Here is an 18910-nt window from a genome sequence, read left to right as displayed (position 1 = left end):
GCTCATTTCAATAGTCCGTATCGCCTTGCCAAGTCGCGCACACCTTCGTAGGCGGCGGGATCGGCTCTGACGTATCCATCTGGCCCATAAAGAAAGCGCAGTTTGTCGCGGTGCTTTGGCTTGTTCAGCATCATCATGGCATCGACGAACCGCGTGCGCAGGCCAACGTCCAGCCCTGGCCGAGCGATCACCACGTGGCTGGGAATGGCATCGCTCTCCGCGATCCAGGTCACCTGCGACTGCTGCTCCGGCGTGAGCAGGAGATCGGCATACTGACTGGCGCCTGCCGCCGCGACCAGCCCTTCGGCCATCGCCTGCATTGCCTGTTGATAGCCACCCGCGAAGAAGACCCGTCCGAAGAACGCGTCGGCGGCCTCCGGGCGGTCGATCAGCCCCGCGCGCTCGAACTCGGCAAGCGGGTAAAGATAGCCCGACTCCGATATCGGATCGGCGAAGGCGATGTCCCTACCACGCAGGTCGGCGAGCGACTGGATGCCGGCGTCGCGGCGAACGAAAACGCGGCCGGTGTAACTCGGATCACCGCGGTAGACCTCGGACAGGAGCGGGATCGCGTCGATCTCGGCCTCGGCCAGAACAAAGGGCAGCGCCCCCATGAAGGAGATATCCGCGTCACCGTTCCTCAACGCCTCGACCGCGGCGGCATGGTCGATGGTGACGAAGCCCTCGACAGGCACGCCGATCTGCTCGGACAGCCAGCCTGTGATGGCCTCGATATCCCCCAGCAGCTTGTCGGGATTTTCCTGCGGAATGAAGGCAAGGCGTAACGTATCATCTTGCGCGGCAAGGGGCGCCGCCAGAAGCACTGTGCTTGCTCCAGCCATGGCCAGAACGGCTCTGCGGTTCAGTTTCGTCGCCATCAGAAGGCCCTTTCGTCAATCGCGTTGGCGTCGGACTTGAACGCGCTCCAGCTTGCTTCCGCGGCCGCCCAGTCCTCGTCGCGCACCGCAGCGCCGACTTCCTCCAGCCCTTCGGCCAGCGCGTAGACATCGGGGCGGGCGGCAAGGTTGGACATGGTGCCGGCGTCGGTCGCGAGATCCGCCGCGACAGTGTCGACCAGCAGCAGGATATGCTCCGCATCCCGTTGTGGGATCAGCGTGTCGAGTGTCGAGGCAAACGTCGTGAGCTCGGAAAATGCCAGCCGGAAGGCTGTGTTTTCGCTGCCGAAGGCCTCATAAGGCTCATCCGCCGCGCCCACAGCTTCCAGATAGGCCGTGAGGTCGTCACGATCCGCCTCGGTCAGCCCAAGCGATTTCGTCTCGTCGAACCAGTTCACGACAGCCGCCAGTGTCGGCAGCGATCCGTCGTGGAAATAGGGTGCTGTATAGACGGTGCCGAGCAGCGTTGGGGTATCCAGTGCACCGGCACGAGCGCCTTCATAGACCTGCGCGACTGAGCCGATGTCGTGTGCCTGACGATCCAGGAAGTTCGCGTCCGGGACATGACAACTGGCGCAGGAACGGTCGCCGAGGCCTGCGAAGGGACGGCTGAAGATCGCCTCGCCGCGTCGAGCGGCCTCTGGCGCGGCACTGGTAAGCCTACCATCGGCTGTCAGCATGGCGTTGGGCAGAAAGTCGAATTCGAGCATGTAGGCGACCAGCGCGTCCAGCATGAAGGGCGTCGGCTCCTCGCCGCCGAACTCGTTGACGATCACGTTGCGGCTGAAATCGCGCAGGGAAGCGAAGCGGCCATCGCGGCCATAGGGTCCGGTGAAGCGCAGTCCGCGCAGGCTCGGAATATCAATCGGGTCGTCGCGCCGGTCGTTGAAGATGGGATTGAAGAATGCGCCATCCACGTCGATCGCACCGGGCTGGTGGCTGGCGCCGGGGATGAAGAGGCGCTGGTTCACGTCCGAGCGGTTGTGACAGGTCGAACAGGCGATTCCGATATCACGCGCGGGACTGCCGAAGATCTGCGCGCTGTCGAACAGCATGTCGCCATAGGCGACGAGTGGGAGGTCCGTTTCATCTATGCCCTGCTCCTCGAAGTTGAGCACAAGCAGCGGCAGCGGGTCCTGATCGAAAATATCCGAGCCGGGCGGCAGGCTTGGCGGCACTTCGACGGAGCGGCCACTCAGCACCGCTGTTTCCGGTAGAGCGCTCAGCGTCCGCCGCGTCGTGAAAGTGTCGAGGAGATAGTTGTCGGCGAGATAGTCCGAGATGACTGCGCGCGCGGTTGCCATTGCTTCGGTGGAGGTAGGTGTCGTGCCTGCGCCAAGGAGACCGGGAGAACCCGCGCTGCTGGCGAGTTCCAGCCATGCGCGGCCGATACGCCTCGAAGCTTCGGGATCGGCGGCGGCGATGCCGTCCGCGAAGGCGCGGTAAAGTTCACGGGCTTCGCGCACGGCCCGCTGCGCGGTCGCCGGGCTTTCGGCCGCAATGGCCCGATCCAGCTCTTCTTCGAGCCTAAGCGCGATCAATCGCGTCGCCTCGGCGAAGACCGCATGCCGGTCCTCGCTCGAGATAGCATCCATGAGCGTGTCAGGCTTCACGTCGCTATCTTCATCCAGACGCGCCAGCGCGCCGAACGAGAAATCCGAGTTGCGGTGGGGTTCAGACCAAGCGGCCTCTACGTCGTCCCAGGGCAACGGCTCGAGATTTCCGAGGAAGAGTGTCAGCCGATAGGCGGCCGCTTCGGGAAGCCAGGGCGCCTCTTTGGCAGGAGTCGCCAAAGCAGAGCCAGAGAGGGCAAGCGCCCCTGCAAAAGCGGCAAGCAACAATGCAGGAAATCTCGAGGTCACAGCGTTCTCCGGTCTCAAAAGTTAGCCGACGCTAACATATATAGATAGTGCTAACAAGTTGTCATTCCCGCCAGATCGCGGCAATGTCCGGGCATGACGAAATTGCAGATACATGGACGTGAGGCGTCCGACGCGAGCGACAGGGATGCCAAGGCGCAGGCGGAAGGCTTCGCGACCGTGCGCCAGGCGCATGAGAGCGAAATGGCCGAAGACTATGTCGAATTGATCGCCGAGCTGATCGAGATTCAGGGCGAAGCGAGACCGGTGGACATCGCCGAGCGCCTGGGTGTGAAACCCCCCACGGTCACCAAGAACATCTCAAGACTAAAGGAGGCAGGCCTCGTTTCCCGCGAGAGGTATAGAGCCATTTTTCTCACCCCTGAGGGACAGAAACTGGCAGGGGCCTGCCGTAGGCGTCACCGTATCGTGGTGGCGTTTCTCCTGAGCCTTGGGATCGATGAGGAAACGGCGGAACGGGACGCCGAAGGGATCGAACACCACGTCAGCGAAACCACTCTGGAAGCCTTCGAGGCGGTGGTGACGCGCGCTCATGAAAAGCCTTGACCTCGCGGTTCCGACTTTTGCCGGCGACCAATGGACGTCTGCGGAGAACTGAGAAATCCATGCGCTCTCCAAGTCCAAAGTCGTCGCTTACGAAGGATCGTGGCGGAGCTCCGGAGAGATGACATGCGCGATCCTTGAATGGGTCGACCGGCTCATCAACCGCCGCCCGGTCGAGCCTGTCGGCATTGTCCCTTCAGCGGAGGCGAGCACTACGCTGCTGTCGAAACATCGAGCATGGCCACGTGGCTGAAGCAAACCAGCCCCCCGGAAGTCTGACGTGGTTCATGCCGCGATAATGTTGCGGCCACGAGGACTGCTTTGCCAAGCAGGTCGGCGGCAAGGCCGCTTGAAAGGCGCGTCTCTGGAAGCCGAAGCATCGGGTCGACCAGCAGCTGGGCGACCCGTTTCGAGGACAGGTCGGCTTTGCCTACCCGTGCCCATACAACTCGGCGTTCTGATGGGCATTTCCCTCGTGCTCGAACTCCAGACTTGAATGGGCGATACCGAAGCCGTCCTTCAATCGGGACTTGATGTCGGCTTTCACGCTTTCGATGCGCGCCCAGCCCTGATCATCCAGCACCACGTGGCAATCGAGAGCGACCTCATGCTCCTGCATTTGCCAAAGATGCACGTGGTGGACATCCCGAACGCCATCGGCGTCCCGCATTGCCTGAACAACGGCGTCACTGTCGATATCAGGCGGACTGCCGAGCATCAGGGTCCGGATTGGCCCGCTAATTTCGGTCAGTGCCAAGTAAAGGATATAGAACGCGATGCCGATGGTGATGGCGGGGTCGACCCAGCGCAGGTCGTATAGGAGGATCAGCGTGCCACCGATGATGACAGCCACCGAGGCGAGCGCATCCGAAAGATTGTGCAGAAACAGTGCCCGGATGTTCACGCTGCCCTTCTGCATCGAATAGGTAAGGCCCGCGGTCAGTGCATCGATGACCAGAGCGATCCCGCCAAGGATGACGACCGTCCAACCGCGCACCTCGGGCGGATCGATCATCCGCATGCCGCCTTCATAGATCAGGTAGAAGCCGACGAGAATGAGCGTCGTGTAGTTGATGAGGGCGGCCACGATCTCGATCCGCCCATAGCCGAAGGTCATCGTCGAATCCGCGGGCCGACGCGCGATCTTGCGGGCGACGAAGGCGATGACGAGCGAGGCCATGTCCGAGAAGTTGTGCAGCGCATCCGCGATCAGCGCGAGACTGCCGGCGAATATGCCGCCGACGATCTGCGCCACGGTCAGCAGAGCATTGGCCCATATCGCTATGGAAACACGCCGATCCCCGGATTCGGGATCGAGATGCGCGTGGCTGTGGTCATGCGGCATGTCCATGCTCCTTCGGTAGACCTTTCCTCCGGGCACCCAGTCCAGGCACCGGAGGGACACCACCATTCCGGATCTTGCGCACCCGCGCGTTCATCCAATGGCGGATCGCATGGCGATACAGCTGCTCCTTGAAGGGGCCGATCGCCTGTTTTCGGTTCTCGAAAAAATCGTCGGGTGAAGCGAAGGTTCCGAGATCACGGGCAATCCCGGTCTTCTGGATGTAGGTATCCTCACCGGTCCACCCGACCTGCGGCGCGTCAAGGCGATCCGTGCCGACACCATAGCCGCACAGACTATCCCGGTCCGGGAAAGCGGCTTGGATCGCCTGAAGATATGGGCTGTCGAGAATGAACCCTTCGAGGTTCAGCCAATCACCATCCAGTTCGACCTCGACCCAGGAATGCAGTATTTCCGCCGGAGCCCACGGATAGGCCGCCTCCGGCACCACGCCGCGCTGAAGCGCCTTGTGTATCGTGAACCCATGCAGCCTGCATGGCACCCCACGCCGCGCAGGAGCGCCATCAACAGGGTGGCCTTGGTGTTGCACTGACCATGGCCGTCCCGCAGCACGTCGCTGGCCGAGATGTCATCCGCCCGGTTGTAGCCAAAGGGAATGTCGTTGCGCACGAAATCGTAGATGGCGCCAATCCGATCGGCTTGCGGCAAACGTGACCAGCCCCGCGCCTCGATCAGAGCGGCGATGGCTGGGACCTTGAAATCCAACATCGGGGTGGTTGCCGTCAGGCAGGGGGAAGTTTGCACGAACTCTCTCCACGAATCGTCGGGAAAAGAGATAGTCCCTACAGTGACTGTAGCTTCAAGCGTTTCCGCTTACGTGCCGCGTGGCGCCGCGAGAATGATCATTGCGCCCGTCAGACTCACCATCGTCCCGATAAGATCCCACCGATCCGGACGATGTCCTTCGGCCAGCCACATCCAGAGCACCGAGGCGGCGATGTAGACACCGCCATAGGCCGCGAAGGCACGCCCCGCCGAGGACGTCTCGACCTGTGCGAGCAGCCATCCGAACAGTGCCAATGAGACTATGCCGGGTAAGAGCCAAAGCGGCGAGGCGCCAAGCCGCCACCAGGCCCAGACGGCAAAGCATCCGGCGATCTCGGCGATCGCGGCCAGCGGATAGGCGATGACGGCGTTCAAGTGCCGATGCCCTCGTGGTCCGTCAGGCATTCCGAGTGATCGCGCAGCACTTCGAGCACGCGGCAATCCGCCGCTCGCCCGCCACTGCATTCCTCGATCATGCGTTCCAGCTCCAGCCGCAGCACCTCGAGCCGGGCCATGCGTTGTTCGACCTGCTTGAGCTGGCGCCGGGCAATGGCGTCCGCCTCCTCGCAGGACCGGGCGGGATGATCGCTGAGGTCGAGCAGTTCACGGATCGCATCGAGCGAGAAGCCAAGCTGCCGGGTATGACGGATGAAAGACAGGCGGTCGAGCTCGGCATTTCCATAGCGGCGCTGTCCACCATCGGTCCGCCCCGGTTCGGGCATCAGGCCGACCTGCTCGTAATAGCGGATGGTTTGCACCTTCGTGCCCGTCTTCTTCGCCAGATAACCGATCGCCAGCATATCCACCTCTCCGCCTTACCTACAGTGTGTGTAGAGTTAAGCGCTATGCCGCACAAGTTCCGGTGAAATATCCCTTGAATCTACAGTGGCTAGAGGAGCTAAACACGCAGCAAAGTTAGAATCGACAATGGGCGGAGCGACGTGAAGCTTTCAGGTCTTCGGCGGGTATTATGGGTCTTGGCGGGCGCGGCTGTGTTCGCTTTCATCTGGCTGTTGCTGTGGTGGGACTACCGCGCCGACCGCGCCCAGAACACTGACGATCCAGCGTTTGTCGCGGAGTTCGAGCTGACTGATCACCAAGGCATGATCCGTACCGAGGAGGATTTCGCGGGGCGCTGGATGTTGGTGTTCTTCGGGTTTGCCAACTGTCCCGATGTCTGTCCGACGACGCTCGCGGAAGTAGCTGCCGTCGTGGATGGTCTGGGCGAGGATGCCGAAAAAGTGCAACCGATCTTCATATCGATTGATCCCGAGCGGGATACTCCAATGGCTCTCGCCGACTTCGTTCCGCGCTTTGACTCGGGCATTATCGGGCTCACAGGCACATCAAAGCAGATCGCAGAGACAGCCGAGACCTTTCCAATTTATTTCGAGCGGATCGAGGAAGCCAGCGCGCCGGATGGTTATACAATGGGGCATACATCTCACCTGTTCCTTTTTGATCCACAGGCGGGCTTTGTGGACTCCTGGTCCTACGGCACCCCGGCCGAAGAGATCCTTGCCGATCTGAGAAAGAGGATCTGATCGCCATGACCCGACTTTCCGGAGAAACGGCTCTTGGCCTGGCGTGGATCATTGCGTTCACCTCATCTCTCGCCGTGCTCTTTGTCGGCGAAGTGCTCGGACAAGCGCCTTGCGTGCTCTGCTGGTTCCAACGAGCCTTCATGTTCCCCTTGGCCATCGTTCTGGGGCTCGGATTGTGGTGGCAGGACCCGCGCGTGGGCCGATACGGAGTCGCGTTGGCCTTGGGTGGTGCCGCCGTCGCGTTTTGGCATATGGGCCTCTATGTCGGCCTAATCCCCGAGCGTATCCAGCCTTGCATGGCGACCGGCCCCTCTTGCACTGACGATAACCAGCTGCTCTTCGGCATACCGATTCCACTGATGGCGCTTGTCGCCTTTGCGCTAATCGGGCTGCTATCAGCTCTTTCACTCAAGGAAAAGCAAACATGAATCGACGCGGCCTCCTTTTGTCCGTTCTCGGCATTGGTGCCGCAGGCTTCGGCGGCGCGGCCTGGTATGCCACCCGTCCCCAACCCGTGGCCGAGGCAGGACCCCTCGCACCTGAGGTGAACGACGTGCTGATCCGGCCCTATTCCCCGATCCTCGGACCTGAGACCGCGCCGGTCACGATCGTCGAATTCTTCGATCCAGCTTGCGAGGCCTGCCGCGCGTTCCATCCCGTAGTCAAGGATATCATGGCTGAACACGGAGATGCGGTGCGTGTCGTGATCCGATACACGCCTTTTCACGGTGAAGCTTCGGTGGAAGCGATCCGTGTGCTTGAAGCTGCGCGGATGCAGGACGTGTTCGAACCGGTGCTCGAAGCGGTCTTGCGAGAGCAGCCCCGGTGGGCATCCCATGGGACCCCTGCACCTGGCTTGATCCTTGAGATTGCTGCAAGCGGAGGTCTGGATGTCGAAGCAGCCCGGACACAAATGCTGGCCCCCGGTGTCGTGGCAGTGCTCAACCATGACCGCGCTGATGTCGAAACGGTTGGCGTGCGGCAAACGCCCACGTTCTTCGTGAACGCCAAGCCGCTAGACCCGTTCGGTGAGGCCGAACTGCGGCGACTGGTGGCTGCGGAAGTTACGGCCAGCCAAAGTTGATGCGCGGACAGATACAGGAAGAATTGTCATGAAAAAGCGACCATACGTCAAGGGATTGGCCGTTATTTTTATGCTCGCGGGCTTGTCGGCCCCGGCATTTTCCGGCTCGGAAGATGTGAATGTCGAGAACGCGTGGTCCCGCGCCTCCATCGGCGCGAGCCGTCCGGGTGCCGCCTATATGATCGTGCGCAACACGGGTGAAGACGCGGTCACGTTGACCGGGCTTACAACACCTTTGGCCATGATGCCCGAAATCCATGAGACGAAAACCAATGCCGATGGCGTAAGTTCAATGACGCCTGCTGGAGAGATCACGATTGAAGCGGGCGAAAGCCTAGCATTGGAGCCAGGCGGGCTACACGTCATGCTGATGAACTTGCAAAACCCGATGACCGAAGGCGAGACTTTCCCGCTGACACTGACCTTCTCGGACGGCGACGAAGTGACTGTCGACGTCCCGATCCTGGACATTGCCGCGCGCGGGCCGGAGGGCTGATGCAGCGTCGGCATTTGCTTCGATACGGTGCAGCGGGTGCAGGCGCTCTCGGACTGATGCTTGGTGTCGGATGGTGGCGCGTGGACGGACCCGGTGCCTCGAAACCAGCTGGCCAACGGCCCCTAGCCCTGTCGGCAATGGACTTCCGTCTGACCGATCATGAAGGCAATGAAGTGGGCCCAGACACCCTGATCGGCCGCCCGACCATGGTGTTCTTCGGGTTCACCTACTGTCCAGACGTCTGCCCAACGACTCTGTCGGATATCTCCGGCTGGCTTGACGATCTCGGAGACGCGGCCGCGCAGATGAACGTGGCCTTCATCACGGTCGATCCGGAGCGGGACACGGTCGAGGCCATGGCCGAATACGTCGGCTATTTTCATCCGGCCATCCGCGGCTGGACGGGGCCGGAAGACCAAATTGCCCGCGCTGCAGAAGGATTTCGTGCCTTATACGAGCGCGTTCCAACCAAGGGCGGGGGTTACACAATGAACCATACGGCAAGCGTGTTCCTGTTCGATGCCGAGGGTGAGCACGTCACCATGATCGACTATCACGAGCCACGAGAATTCGCAGTGCCGAAGATCCGGCGCGCACTGCCAGAGGACGTAGCGGGGGCAACATGAAGAAGCGAGCTGTTTTGAGGACCGTGGCGGTCGCAGGCGCATGTTCGGTGACTACCATCGCCATCTCTGGAGTTCTGTCGAAAGAACCGATGCCCCAGCAATTGCCGAAACAACGCTTTGGACCCCCGATCCGCTCTCGGTACCGCAACTTGTCGACCACGTTGTGACGCTGCCTAAAGCACCACAAGCCGATGGGGGGTGCCCAATTCGACCTATCACTCTATTGCAGCCTGCCTTCGCCGAAACCTCGTTGCCCGGGATAGAGCTGCCTTTAATCGTTTGGACGCATGAGATCGCGTCGGGCGAGATACTGGATGTGGTCCTAGCGGACGCTGGCATTCCTGCACCTGCCCGCGCAGAGATCGCCCTGGCACTTGGTGTGGAATATGATCCCCGCCGATTGCGCCCATGGCATGCGGTCGCCGTGATCTCAAAAGCGGAGGGGAACCCAAGGCGCGTGGAACTGGCCGTCGACGACGGGGTGCAGATCGAAACGATCCTGGGTAGGGATCTTGTCATCGGCGTATTGGGGCCAGACCCCGAGATGGTAATTTTCGCAAGCGAGGCAGTGATCGAAAGTTCTGCTCTCGATACGCTTGACAAGGCAAGCCCCCCTGCACGCTTCTCGGGCGACTTGGCGCGAATGCTGGGCGGTACGAGGATTTTCGAAGCGAACTCTCCGGCGGCGAGTTGCTGCGGTTCCTTTGGCACGAGGCGCAAGACAGGAACGCTTCATCGGCCGTCGCGGTGGGTATGGTCGGGTGGTTGGGATGGCGCATGGCTTCGACGCGCTTACAAGCCCTGCCCATCCCTGCGAGGTGCCGGACGATCACGAACAAGGGCAGCGCGTGATGGCCGGCCATGTGATCGGTCGCGTTGATGCGACCGCAACTGCAACCGGCCCAACCTGCCTTATGAAGTGTTCATGGACGGTCGTCCCACCGACCCGCTTTCAGGCGACCGGGTTACAGAGGCGGCCGAGCGTGAGACAGACGACACGACCGCACTTGAGCGACCGAGTGAGGCGCGCCCGCTCTTGGCTGAACGTCTCACCAGCGAACTTATGCAAACAACAACTCGAAAGGCTTTATTCTATGAAACGACTAGCTCCCGCCCTTGCGGTCGCGTTCGCTTTGCTGCCTGCGGCACAAGCTTTCGCCGAGGCGATCCCGATCGATGTCCGCAAAACCAGCGGCTGCGGGTGTTGCCTGTCCTGGATGAAGCACCTTGAGGAAAACGGCTTTGCGCCGAAGGGCGAGGACATGTTCGGGGGACTTCTCGTACGTTTCAAAGTCGACAATGGCGTGCCGCAGCGCATGGTGTCCTGCCATACGGCTTTGGTCGACGGTTACGTGATCGAAGGCCACGTACCGGCGTCCGACATCCAGCGTCTGTTGGACGAGCGCCCGGATGCAGTTGGGCTGGCGGTGCCAGGGATGCCCTATGGCTCGCCCGGCATGGGACCGGAAGACGATCGCGAGGCCTATGACGTGTTCCTGATCCGCGGCGACGGGTCGACCGAGGTCTTTAGCAGTTACTCGGCCTCTGACTGACGTATCGACGAGACCTCAGCGCATGGAAACTTCCTTCCCAATAGCCCTCGGCTTTCTTGGAAGCCTGGCCGCCGGATCGCTGACAGCCGTCGGGGCGGTCCCCGTTCTCTTTGGGCGCATCCCCTCCCGAGCCACGCGCGATCTTCTGCTTGGCTTCGCCGCAGGTGTCATGCTCGCAGCCTCGTTCTTCTCGCTGATCATCCCGGCTCTCGACGCAGCCGAAGGACAGTTCGACAACGGTGCACTCCCCGCGGCCATCGTTTGTGTTGCGATCCTGCTTGGCATGGGCGCGGTCGCTCTGATGAACGAAAGGCTGCCGCATGAACATTTCAAGACGGGGCGGGAAGGCCCCGACGCTGCTTCGCTGCGCCGTGTCTGGCTCTTCATTTTCGCGATCACGATCCACAATTTTCCCGAAGGTCTTGCCGTTGGTGTCGGGTTCGGCGCTGACGGTTTCTCTGGCGGCTTGCCGCTTGCGATCGGCATAGGGCTACAAAACGCTCCCGAGGGTCTCGCCGTAGCGGTCTCATTGCTTGGTGAAGGATATTCTAGGCGCCGCGCGTGGGGGATTGCCGCCCTGACAGGTCTTGTCGAGCCGGTAGGCGGGCTTCTTGGCGCTGGCATCATCAGCATCTCGCAGCCGCTGTTGCCTTGGGGCCTCGCCTTCGCTGCCGGGGCGATGCTCTACGTCATCAGTCACGAAATCATTCCGGAGACCCACCGTTCCGGCCATCAAAACAGGGCGACTTTCGGTCTCGCGGTCGGCCTCGTGATCATGTTGTTCCTCGATGTATGGCTGGGATGATGAGATGAAACAGTCCCTTTTCCAAGGTTTCATTGCGGCTGGAACTGCTTTTATTGTCGATCAGGTGACAAAAGCAATTGTCGTCGCCAATGCGGCAGATTTGAGCGCCGGAATTCCGGTCTTTCCCGGATTCAATCTCATCTACCTGCGCAACGATGGCGTAACATTCGGACTATTTGGTGGAGCGCCATGGTGGAGCCTTACGGCGTTGGCCCTCGTTATCTGCGGCTGGTTGACGGTCATGTGGGTGCGCACTGCCAACCCGGTTGAGGCTATCGCCTATGGTGCGATTATCGGTGGCGCGCTCGGCAACGTTATGGACCGCATCCAGTTTCGGGGTGTGACGGACTTCCTCGATTTCTACGTCAGATCCACGCATTGGCCCGCCTTCAACATGGCGGATGTTTTCGTGGTCGGCGGCGTGGGCCTGCTGCTGATAGCGCTTTGGTTGAGCGCCAAGTTTCAGAATGGCCCATGATTACGGGCTTGCCATCACTGACTGGTCGGGGCCGTTACATTCCCCTGCGGTCCGGGATTAGCTTTGCGGCGGGCGGTCTGACGGTTCTGGCCCTTCCACCGTTCTCATGGCTCATCGTTGTTCCGGTCGCCTTCTCAGCACTCTTTCTCGTGCTCCGGCAGGTTTCGACAACGCCTGCCTTCTTCATCGGCTGGGTCTTCGGAATGGGCCAGTTCGGGTTTGGAATTTCCTGGATCGCCGAGAGCTTTTACGTCGATACCGAGCGTTTCGGTGCCCTCGCGATCCCGGCAGTCGCGGGACTGTCCGCCGGACTGGCCATTTTCCCGGCTATTGCGGCGATGTTATTTGCCACCATCATGCAGCGCCGTACTGTCAGCGGCATTTCGGCAGGCCTTCTGCTTGCAACCTGCTGGGTTGCCGCAGAATGGCTGCGTGGTCATGTCCTGACGGGGTTTCCCTGGAACCTTGCCGCTTATGCCCTTCTCGATCATGCCGCCTTGCGCCAACCCGCTGCTTGGGTCGGAAGCTACGGTCTGAGCTTTCTCACAGTCTTCATCGGCATATTGCCGGGTGTTTTGCTTGTGGACGCGCCAAAAAAACGCGCGTTCGTTCTCGCACTCTTCGGCGTTGCGGTGACGGGTCTCGGGGGTGGCGGTGTGCTTCGATTGAGGCAGGACGTGCCGCCGACGGACATTGCTTTGCGCGTTGTGCAAGGCAATGTGCCTCAAGTCGAGAAGTGGGCGCCGGGCAGCCGAGAAAGCACGTTGGAAAAATACCTGCGCTTGTCCGCGCCACCCGGACGTTTTGATCTGCTGCTGTGGCCGGAAACGGCCTTTCCCGGTTTTTTGGACGAGGACGCTGCGGCGCGCACGCGGTTATCCACGGTTTTGCCAGACGACAGGATCCTTTTGACAGGTGTGCCTGACCGCCTAGAGGGCGATGGGGGAACCCGATATTTCAACACGGTTCAGGCCTATGACAGCAGCGGCGAAATTCTGACGGGATATGCAAAACATCATCTTGTTCCGTTCGGGGAATATGTGCCCCTGAGAGGCTGGCTGCCGATCGAGCGGCTGACCGAAGGTTTGGGCGATTTCACGCCAGGACCAGAGCCACGCACGCTGGCGATCCCGGGTGCTCCTCCGGTCGCGGTGGCAATCTGTTACGAGATCATTTTTCCGGGCCATGTGGTCGATGATCTTTTCCGTCCCGATTGGATATTCAACGCCACAAATGATGCCTGGTTCGGAACCAGCATCGGGCCCGAGCAACACCTTGCATCCGCACGCATGCGCGCGGTTGAGGAAGGTCTTCCCGTGGTCCGCGCGGCCAACACCGGGATATCCGCGATCATCGACGCCAACGGAGAGATCGTCGCGCGCCTCGACACCGGGCAAACAGGGGTCATAGATGCCAACCTGCCGACAGCGCTAGCGCCCACGCCTTACGCACGTTTCGGCGATTGGACGTCGCTGGCGCTCATCTGTGCGGCCTGGGCCCTGATCTTTGCCGTCAGATTGACCAAACGACGTTCGAATACAAAATACTCAAGATCGGAGGAATCGTGATGCTGGTGCTCGCAGGCTTTGTCGGAGGGGCGCTCTGGGATGGCTATCTGGCGCGACGGCGGGAAGGGAACCGCCTGGATATACTTCAATACGCGACAAGCTTCGGTATTGCTTTTGGTCTCATCGCTTTTTTCACCTCGGTGATTCTCTTGCGCATCACGTCCTGAGATTACTTTGGCACCGGCAACGAATTGAGACGACTGTTCAACATATTATTTCGCTCGTTCCTGGCGGTTTGCGCAGCAGGCTTGGTCGTTTCCGGTGTCGCCTACTTTCTGCTGCGCGCCTCCGTTCCTAAGTATGAGGAGGACTTTAGCGTTGAGGGTATAGAAGGCCCGGTCGATATCCTGCGGGATACTTCAGCCATACCGCACATTTCCGCAGGCTCCGCTGCGGAAGCCTATTTCGCGCTCGGCTTCATTTACACGCAAGATAGGCTTGGTCAGTTGTTGAAGACAAGGCGCGCAGCACAAGCCCTGTTGCCACTTGAGCAGATGGGCGAGATTTAATCTCCGCCATCCGATGCACTCGAAGTATATTCCGCCGGTGTCAACGCGCGGCTTGGGCTAGTGTTCGAAGGCGGGCGCGGCAGAGGCTCACCCGAACGATTGATCGCGGATGAGAGAATGATCACGGGGTCACGTCCGTCATGTGTGGATGTCCCATGCGACCGATGACACTTGAATTGTTTACCGCCTCGCCAAAGTCCAGCCTGACTGCATTGGCACCATGGCAGACATCCGTCAGAACATCGTCATCGCTCTCGGCCTGAAGCTGGTCTTTCTCGTGACCACGATCCTCGGGGTCACCGGTCTGTGGATTGCCATTCTCGCCGATACGGGCGCGACCGTCCTCGTGACTCTGAATGCGCTTCGGTTGCTGTTCTTTCGGCCGGACAAGGGGAGCGTCACTGTAGGCCGTCCTGATCGAGAGACATCCAGAACCGGCGGAACCGTTCGCGGCCCCGAGGGCGTTGCCTCCCGGGAAGCGCAGGACATGGTATGAGTAGCAATCTTCTGATCTGGATACCGGTGCTGTTGGCTGCCGTCTGGGCCGCGCATTGGGGCGCGGAGCATCTGGCGGAGCCTCTGAAGAAGCTGCGCAAGCAGTGGGGCTTCTCTGTGGCCGCCGGCGGCGCCTTCGTCGGCCTGGCCGCGGCCTCTCCTGAGATCGGCATCAACACCACGAGCGCCCTGCGCGGTGTCGGTGATATCGGTCTGGGCGCGCTGCTGGGGTCGAACGTGCTCGCCATTCCCCTGATGGTGGTGACGGCCTACGCCGCGACGCGCAGGAAGCGCATTGAGGGGCATGACAATCACGCCGAACACCGGCGGGCGCATCTCCTGGAGGTGGATCGCCGGGCCGTCACGATGCAGGCCCTGCCCTATTTGGGGATCATCGCGCTCTTTGCCCTGCTGACGCTGCCCGCGCCCTGGCGTGGCCTCCAGCCCCTCGACGGCTGGCTCCTGCTGCTGGGCTATCTTGCCTATGTCACGCAGGCCTTGTTGCGCGGACGCGGCGACAGCGAAGAGGTCGAGTGGAGTTCAAAGGAGAAGCGGCTGGCAGCGGCCGGTGTGGCGTCCCTGGCCATTGGCGCCTACTTCACCGTCTTCTCCACCGAGAAGATCGTGGCCGCGTTCGGGCTGTCCAAGATCATCGGCGGCCTCTTCATCACTGCTCCCGTGGCGGCACTGCCGGAAATTTTCGCGACCTGGTATGTCGCCCGCAGCGGCCAGGTCACGTCGGGCGTGACCAGCGTCATCGGCGATCATGCCGTGACCATGACCTTGGCCTTCATTCCGCTGACGATCGTCGGGATGACGATCGATGATTTCCAGCTGTTCTGGGTCACGCTGAGCTTCGTGGCCCTGATGCCCGCGCTTTACACCGCCTTCATCTGGTGGGGGCGCAAGGGCTTCCGGCTGTGGCAGGTCCTTGCTCTGCCGGTCATCTACGGGCTTTACCTTGTCCTTCTGGTGGTCTGGGTGCAGCCCTTCGGCACGGGCGGATGAGGCATTCATCGTCGCAAAAAACGAGCGGAGCACCTCGCGGCGCTCCACCTGTCTCGTCAGTAGAAGCCCAAACGGTGTTCTTGACGAGATCCGCAATCTCCCCTCTTGGCACGTCTTCCTCTTGTCGCAGCAGGAGCAGACCTTGCGATCACCGCCCTGTGGCGCTGAAAAATTAGTCCCACACTCTGTGACCCGCAGAAGCCAGACAGGGACTGCGTTCCCCCACGTTACCTACCTTCACAACATCGACGAGATGTCGGACGCTCCAGTGGGATAGGCGAACATCGTGTCCTTGAGCTGGTCGGCCGTCAGCCCGTGCCGCACGGCAAGGGTAAAGACATTGATGACCTCATCGGCATGCGGTCCCAGCAGGTGCGCGCCCAGAATGCGCTCGCTGCCGTCCTCGACCAGAACCTTGTAGCCGGAGACGGATTCCGCCTGCTGGCGCGTCGAGAACCAGCCGGGTGTCCGGTCGCACTGCATGCGGAACTTCAACCCCTGCTCCCGGGCCTCGGCCTCGTCGAGCCCCACACGAGCAATCAGCGGCAGGGTGAAGGCGACCGAGGGCACGCCCTTGTAGTTCGGCGTGCTGTGATTGCCCTCAAGCAGGTTTGCCGCAACCACCTTTCCATCATGGTTGGACACGGGAGTCAGCGGCGGGCCCATCTGGGCCGTGTCGCCGGCGGCGTAAACGGCTGGGTTCGAGGTGCTTTGCAGGTATTCGTTGAGCGCCAGCTTGCCGTCATGCAGTTCGACGCCAGCCGCCTCAAGAGCAAGCGGCGCGAAATCGGGCTTGCGGCCAGCCGCGTGCACGACGAGATCCGCATCGAAGGTTCTCGATCCCCCTTCGCCGGTGGCGGTTACGCGAAAGGCATCCCCGGTCTTTTCGACGCGCTCGACCTCGGTGCCGGTATGCAGGGTGACGCCGATCTCTTCGTATTTCTCCATCAACCATCCGACCAGATCCGGATCGAACCCCGTCAGCATCCGATCCCCATGCTGGAGGATCGTCACCTCCGCCCCGGCCCGCGCCGCGATGTGGGAAAATTCCGCCGCGATATAGCCTCCACCGACCAGCACGATGCGGCGCGGCAGGCTCTCCATTTCGAGGAAGCGCTCATTGTCGATCAAATGCTCTTCACCGGGAATCCCCAGCTTCATCGCCTCAGAGCCGGTCGCCAGAACGATGTGCTTGGCCTCCAGGGTCTCGCCATCGACCTCCACCGCATTCGGACCGACAAAGCGGGCCCGCCCGTGGAAGGTCGCGATGCCGCTTTCGGAGAAGCTCTTCTCCTTCTTCTCCGGCACCGGGTCAGTGAAGCCGCGCTTGAATTCCAGCAATTCGCGCCAGTCGATCCGCACGTCGCCCTCGACCCCCTTGCCCTGCATTCGCCGGGCATGATCGGAGGCAGAGGTGCCACCGATCAGCATCTTCTTGGGATCGCAGCCGCGCAGGGCACAAGTGCCGCCATAGGGACGGAAATCAGTCACGGCCACGCTTCGGCCAGCGGCGCTGACACGCTTGGCCACGGTGGTCGCGGCGGTGCCGCTTCCGATGACGATGACGTCGTATGTCTTGCTCATTTCAAATCTCCTTTGATCGGGTTTTCCGACTGCCACGCGCGGCCAGCCAGCCCGCGAAAGCCCCGGCGCCGACAAGTCCAACAAGCATCGGGGCCATACGGACCATCATGCGGGCTTTCATTCGGGAGCTCGGCCCCATGGCGCATCTGTCGCAGCAGTAGTGGCGGCCTTGGTGCTCCACCCCGGGAGTGGGGAACCGGCTGCCGCAACGGGCACATTCCTCAATTTCATGAGAGCGGATCTCGCCGGATATCATTGCATCCAGCGGAACGCCCTGCTGTCCATTCGATGACACTTTCCGCTCTCCTGTTTCAGGTCGAGATCCAAGAGACCGGGTGGCGCGAGACAGCCCTGCGGCCTCGTTGCCTGAGTCAGGCTGAGCGCTTCGATCCCGCTCCGGTGCGGCGCGCGCTGTCCTGTCGGCGTGGGTCCCCAGAAGCGCGTCGCCGCCGCCAGTCTCGTAGAGATCGAGGTTGATGGCGCTGTTGGTCAGCGGCAGATGTGTGAAGGCCTGCGGGAAGTTTCCGAGGAAGGCATAGCGTCCAGCAGGCCGACTGCGCACCAAAGCGGACCGGGCAGAACCAGTCCATCGCACCGTCCCGGCCGACCAGGGCCGCGCCGTGGCAATCGCCGAGGAGAGCGTAGTCTCGCAACGGCAGGTATCCGGCATTGCGGGGAGCCATCAGCCGCCCTCGCGGAAGGCGGGGTAGAGCATCATGCCGCCATCCACGAAGAGCGTCGTCCCGACCACGTAGTCCGACGCGTCCGACGCGAGCCAGACCGCGGCCTCGGCCACATCCTCGGTTTCGCCAACCCGGCCATAAGGGATGAGTTTCAGAAGCTCCTTCCGGGCCTCCTCGTCCTCCCACGCGTCCCGATTGATGGCCGTCTTGATCGCCCCAGGCGCGATGGCGTTGACGCGGATCTTCTCGCAGGCCAGTTCCTGCGCCATCGTCTCCATCAGGAGCTTCACCCCGCCCTTGGCGGTGGCGTAGTTCGCATGGCCCGCCCAAGGTATGGCCTGGTGCACGGAGCTGGTGAAGATGATCTTTCCGAGCGCCGGAGACCGTTCCGGATCGAGACCCTGACAGCGGAAGCGTCGCACCGCCTCCTGAGCGCAGAGGAACTGGCCGGTCAGGTTGACGTCGAGGACCTGGCGCCAGTCTTCGAGGCTCAGTTCGGTGAAGGTGGCATCGCGCTGGATGCCGGCGTTCGACACGAGGATGTCCACCCCGCCGAACTGCTCATCGGCCGCTTCGAACAGTGTCCCGCAGCCCTCCGGCGTTGAGATGTCGGCCTGCACCGCCTCGGCGCGACCGCCGTTCCTGCGGATTTCACCGACGATGCGATCGGCCGCCTCCTCGTCGGAGCGGAAGTTGACGATGACCGAGGCGCCCGCCGCAGCGAAGGCCTGCGCAATCCCCTCGCCGATCCCGGAGCTTGCGCCAGTCACGATCGCGCGGGTGTTTTCGAGTGGCAACTGCTGCATGGTATCCTCGATCAGGCCAGGCGGTCAGGCCGCCGGGTTCGGTGAACAGCCTCACACGGACGCCCAGTGCGAGACGCGATGTCTTCCCTCGAGCCTCCTCGGCAACGCTCAAGGAACGTCAGGACCTCCTCCAACTCTGCATCAAACTACAGACACGCGATGCAGGTTCCACAGGAGCGGACACCGACAATCGGCACCTGCATATGGAGGGGTGATCCGGCCCA

General features: G+C 61.6%; 20 protein-coding genes and 2 pseudogenes. 14 read left to right on the top strand and 8 right to left on the bottom strand.

Annotation, left to right across the window (positions count from 1 at the left end; translation table 11 throughout):
* Window positions 1-2 precede the first annotated feature (2 nt).
* Together ACRAQ3_RS21450 and ACRAQ3_RS21445 are read right to left on the bottom strand one after the other, a co-directional pair.
* On the bottom strand, window positions 3-878 hold the full coding sequence (locus ACRAQ3_RS21450; protein WP_269398773.1) for a phosphate/phosphite/phosphonate ABC transporter substrate-binding protein: 876 nt from the start codon (window positions 876-878) through the stop codon (window positions 3-5).
* Window positions 878-2758: a cytochrome c peroxidase gene (locus ACRAQ3_RS21445; protein ID WP_269398772.1), complete on the bottom strand. Its 1881-nt coding sequence runs from the start codon at window positions 2756-2758 to the stop codon at window positions 878-880. The genes ACRAQ3_RS21450 and ACRAQ3_RS21445 overlap by 1 nt, the downstream gene beginning before the upstream one ends.
* A 93-nt stretch (window positions 2759-2851) precedes the next feature.
* Here ACRAQ3_RS21445 and mntR point away from each other — a divergent pair, with 93 nt between their 5' ends.
* Complete coding sequence (gene mntR, locus ACRAQ3_RS21440) at window positions 2852-3322, top strand: manganese-binding transcriptional regulator MntR (RefSeq protein ID WP_269398771.1); 471 nt, start codon at window positions 2852-2854, stop codon at window positions 3320-3322.
* A gap of 427 nt (window positions 3323-3749) precedes the next feature.
* Here mntR and ACRAQ3_RS21435 read toward each other — a convergent pair whose 3' ends face one another.
* The 4 genes and pseudogenes from ACRAQ3_RS21435 to ACRAQ3_RS21420 form a co-directional block, all read right to left on the bottom strand.
* Window positions 3750-4664: a cation diffusion facilitator family transporter gene (locus tag ACRAQ3_RS21435; protein WP_253331591.1), complete on the bottom strand. Its 915-nt coding sequence runs from the start codon at window positions 4662-4664 to the stop codon at window positions 3750-3752.
* Window positions 4654-5390, bottom strand: a pseudogene (locus ACRAQ3_RS21430) (transglutaminase-like domain-containing protein). The gene ACRAQ3_RS21435 and the pseudogene ACRAQ3_RS21430 overlap by 11 nt, the downstream one beginning before the upstream one ends.
* 105 nt (window positions 5391-5495) lie before the next feature.
* Window positions 5496-5852: a YnfA family protein gene (locus ACRAQ3_RS21425; protein WP_216823340.1), complete on the bottom strand. Its 357-nt coding sequence runs from the start codon at window positions 5850-5852 to the stop codon at window positions 5496-5498.
* A complete protein-coding gene (locus ACRAQ3_RS21420; RefSeq protein WP_432257193.1) occupies window positions 5819-6247 on the bottom strand; it encodes a MerR family transcriptional regulator in 429 nt (142 codons plus the stop codon). The genes ACRAQ3_RS21425 and ACRAQ3_RS21420 overlap by 34 nt, the downstream gene beginning before the upstream one ends.
* 177 nt (window positions 6248-6424) lie before the next feature.
* Here ACRAQ3_RS21420 and ACRAQ3_RS21415 point away from each other — a divergent pair, with 177 nt between their 5' ends.
* The 13 genes and pseudogenes from ACRAQ3_RS21415 to ACRAQ3_RS21355 all read left to right on the top strand — a co-directional run bounded on the left by ACRAQ3_RS21415 (window position 6425) and on the right by ACRAQ3_RS21355 (window position 15613).
* Window positions 6425-6991, top strand: a complete 567-nt coding sequence (locus ACRAQ3_RS21415; RefSeq protein ID WP_099278725.1) for an SCO family protein — start codon at window positions 6425-6427, stop codon at window positions 6989-6991.
* A 5-nt stretch (window positions 6992-6996) separates the two neighbouring features.
* Complete coding sequence (locus ACRAQ3_RS21410; RefSeq protein ID WP_099278724.1) at window positions 6997-7419, top strand: disulfide bond formation protein B; 423 nt, start codon at window positions 6997-6999, stop codon at window positions 7417-7419.
* A complete protein-coding gene (locus ACRAQ3_RS21405) occupies window positions 7416-8075 on the top strand; it encodes a DsbA family protein (RefSeq protein ID WP_099278723.1) in 660 nt (219 codons plus the stop codon). Before ACRAQ3_RS21410 ends, ACRAQ3_RS21405 begins: the two co-directional genes overlap by 4 nt.
* A gap of 28 nt (window positions 8076-8103) precedes the next feature.
* Window positions 8104-8571 (top strand): copper chaperone PCu(A)C, encoded by a 468-nt coding sequence (locus tag ACRAQ3_RS21400; protein ID WP_099278722.1) that lies wholly within the window; start codon window positions 8104-8106, stop codon window positions 8569-8571.
* Window positions 8571-9197 (top strand): SCO family protein, encoded by a 627-nt coding sequence (locus tag ACRAQ3_RS21395; RefSeq protein ID WP_099278721.1) that lies wholly within the window; start codon window positions 8571-8573, stop codon window positions 9195-9197. The genes ACRAQ3_RS21400 and ACRAQ3_RS21395 overlap by 1 nt, the downstream gene beginning before the upstream one ends.
* Before the next feature lie 1094 nt (window positions 9198-10291).
* The gene (locus ACRAQ3_RS21390; RefSeq protein WP_099278720.1) at window positions 10292-10750 is read left to right on the top strand and encodes a DUF411 domain-containing protein; all 459 of its coding nucleotides are present in this window, start codon (window positions 10292-10294) and stop codon (window positions 10748-10750) included.
* 22 nt (window positions 10751-10772) lie between these two features.
* Window positions 10773-11555, top strand: coding sequence for a ZIP family metal transporter (locus ACRAQ3_RS21385; RefSeq protein WP_099278719.1), 783 nt, complete (start codon window positions 10773-10775; stop codon window positions 11553-11555).
* Window positions 11539-12033, top strand: coding sequence for a signal peptidase II (gene lspA / locus ACRAQ3_RS21380; RefSeq protein ID WP_173812390.1), 495 nt, complete (start codon window positions 11539-11541; stop codon window positions 12031-12033). The genes ACRAQ3_RS21385 and lspA overlap by 17 nt, the downstream gene beginning before the upstream one ends.
* Complete coding sequence (gene lnt, locus ACRAQ3_RS21375) at window positions 12030-13601, top strand: apolipoprotein N-acyltransferase (protein ID WP_173812389.1); 1572 nt, start codon at window positions 12030-12032, stop codon at window positions 13599-13601. The genes lspA and lnt overlap by 4 nt, the downstream gene beginning before the upstream one ends.
* Window positions 13601-13768, top strand: a complete 168-nt coding sequence (locus ACRAQ3_RS21370; RefSeq protein ID WP_099278717.1) for a hypothetical protein — start codon at window positions 13601-13603, stop codon at window positions 13766-13768. The genes lnt and ACRAQ3_RS21370 overlap by 1 nt, the downstream gene beginning before the upstream one ends.
* A gap of 24 nt (window positions 13769-13792) precedes the next feature.
* Entirely contained in the window at window positions 13793-14110 is a 318-nt protein-coding gene (locus ACRAQ3_RS21365) for a penicillin acylase family protein (protein ID WP_254050203.1), read from the top strand.
* A gap of 217 nt (window positions 14111-14327) precedes the next feature.
* A pseudogene (locus ACRAQ3_RS21360) lies at window positions 14328-14606 on the top strand (hypothetical protein); the annotation flags it as partial.
* Window positions 14603-15613 carry a sodium:calcium antiporter gene (locus tag ACRAQ3_RS21355; protein ID WP_432257192.1) on the top strand — a complete coding sequence of 337 codons (1011 nt, stop codon included), beginning with the start codon at window positions 14603-14605 and terminating at the stop codon, window positions 15611-15613. The pseudogene ACRAQ3_RS21360 and the gene ACRAQ3_RS21355, both read left to right, overlap by 4 nt.
* 237 nt (window positions 15614-15850) lie before the next feature.
* Here the strand turns inward: ACRAQ3_RS21355 and ACRAQ3_RS21350 are convergent, their stop codons facing one another.
* Window positions 15851-17197 (bottom strand): dihydrolipoyl dehydrogenase family protein, encoded by a 1347-nt coding sequence (locus ACRAQ3_RS21350; protein WP_099278752.1) that lies wholly within the window; start codon window positions 17195-17197, stop codon window positions 15851-15853.
* A 682-nt stretch (window positions 17198-17879) separates the two neighbouring features.
* Window positions 17880-18686, bottom strand: a complete 807-nt coding sequence (locus ACRAQ3_RS21345) for a glucose 1-dehydrogenase (protein ID WP_099278754.1) — start codon at window positions 18684-18686, stop codon at window positions 17880-17882.
* Window positions 18687-18910: the final 224 nt, after the last annotated feature.

This window comes from Limimaricola sp. AA108-03, from assembly GCF_050847355.1.
In the GTDB taxonomy this organism is placed as follows: domain Bacteria; phylum Pseudomonadota; class Alphaproteobacteria; order Rhodobacterales; family Rhodobacteraceae; genus Limimaricola.
This window is presented reverse-complemented; position numbering and strand designations above follow the sequence as displayed.

What these genes read in the sequence shown, in the direction of transcription:
- ACRAQ3_RS21385 (WP_099278719.1), top strand. Translation starts at nt 10,773, where the DNA reads ATGGAAACTTCCTTCCCAATAGCCCTCGGCTTTCTTGGAAGCCTGGCC.
- ACRAQ3_RS21390 (WP_099278720.1), top strand. Translation starts at nt 10,292, where the DNA reads ATGAAACGACTAGCTCCCGCCCTTGCGGTCGCGTTCGCTTTGCTGCCT.
- ACRAQ3_RS21370 (WP_099278717.1), top strand. Translation starts at nt 13,601, where the DNA reads ATGCTGGTGCTCGCAGGCTTTGTCGGAGGGGCGCTCTGGGATGGCTAT.
- lnt (WP_173812389.1), top strand. Translation starts at nt 12,030, where the DNA reads ATGATTACGGGCTTGCCATCACTGACTGGTCGGGGCCGTTACATTCCC.
- ACRAQ3_RS21435 (WP_253331591.1), bottom strand. Translation starts at nt 4,664, where the DNA reads ATGCCGCATGACCACAGCCACGCGCATCTCGATCCCGAATCCGGGGAT.
- ACRAQ3_RS21355 (WP_432257192.1), top strand. Translation starts at nt 14,603, where the DNA reads ATGAGTAGCAATCTTCTGATCTGGATACCGGTGCTGTTGGCTGCCGTC.
- ACRAQ3_RS21350 (WP_099278752.1), bottom strand. Translation starts at nt 17,197, where the DNA reads ATGAGCAAGACATACGACGTCATCGTCATCGGAAGCGGCACCGCCGCG.
- lspA (WP_173812390.1), top strand. Translation starts at nt 11,539, where the DNA reads ATGTATGGCTGGGATGATGAGATGAAACAGTCCCTTTTCCAAGGTTTC.
- ACRAQ3_RS21420 (WP_432257193.1), bottom strand. Translation starts at nt 6,247, where the DNA reads ATGCTGGCGATCGGTTATCTGGCGAAGAAGACGGGCACGAAGGTGCAA.
- ACRAQ3_RS21395 (WP_099278721.1), top strand. Translation starts at nt 8,571, where the DNA reads ATGCAGCGTCGGCATTTGCTTCGATACGGTGCAGCGGGTGCAGGCGCT.
- ACRAQ3_RS21400 (WP_099278722.1), top strand. Translation starts at nt 8,104, where the DNA reads ATGAAAAAGCGACCATACGTCAAGGGATTGGCCGTTATTTTTATGCTC.
- ACRAQ3_RS21450 (WP_269398773.1), bottom strand. Translation starts at nt 878, where the DNA reads ATGGCGACGAAACTGAACCGCAGAGCCGTTCTGGCCATGGCTGGAGCA.
- ACRAQ3_RS21405 (WP_099278723.1), top strand. Translation starts at nt 7,416, where the DNA reads ATGAATCGACGCGGCCTCCTTTTGTCCGTTCTCGGCATTGGTGCCGCA.
- mntR (WP_269398771.1), top strand. Translation starts at nt 2,852, where the DNA reads ATGACGAAATTGCAGATACATGGACGTGAGGCGTCCGACGCGAGCGAC.
- ACRAQ3_RS21425 (WP_216823340.1), bottom strand. Translation starts at nt 5,852, where the DNA reads ATGCCTGACGGACCACGAGGGCATCGGCACTTGAACGCCGTCATCGCC.
- ACRAQ3_RS21410 (WP_099278724.1), top strand. Translation starts at nt 6,997, where the DNA reads ATGACCCGACTTTCCGGAGAAACGGCTCTTGGCCTGGCGTGGATCATT.
- ACRAQ3_RS21345 (WP_099278754.1), bottom strand. Translation starts at nt 18,686, where the DNA reads ATGCAGCAGTTGCCACTCGAAAACACCCGCGCGATCGTGACTGGCGCA.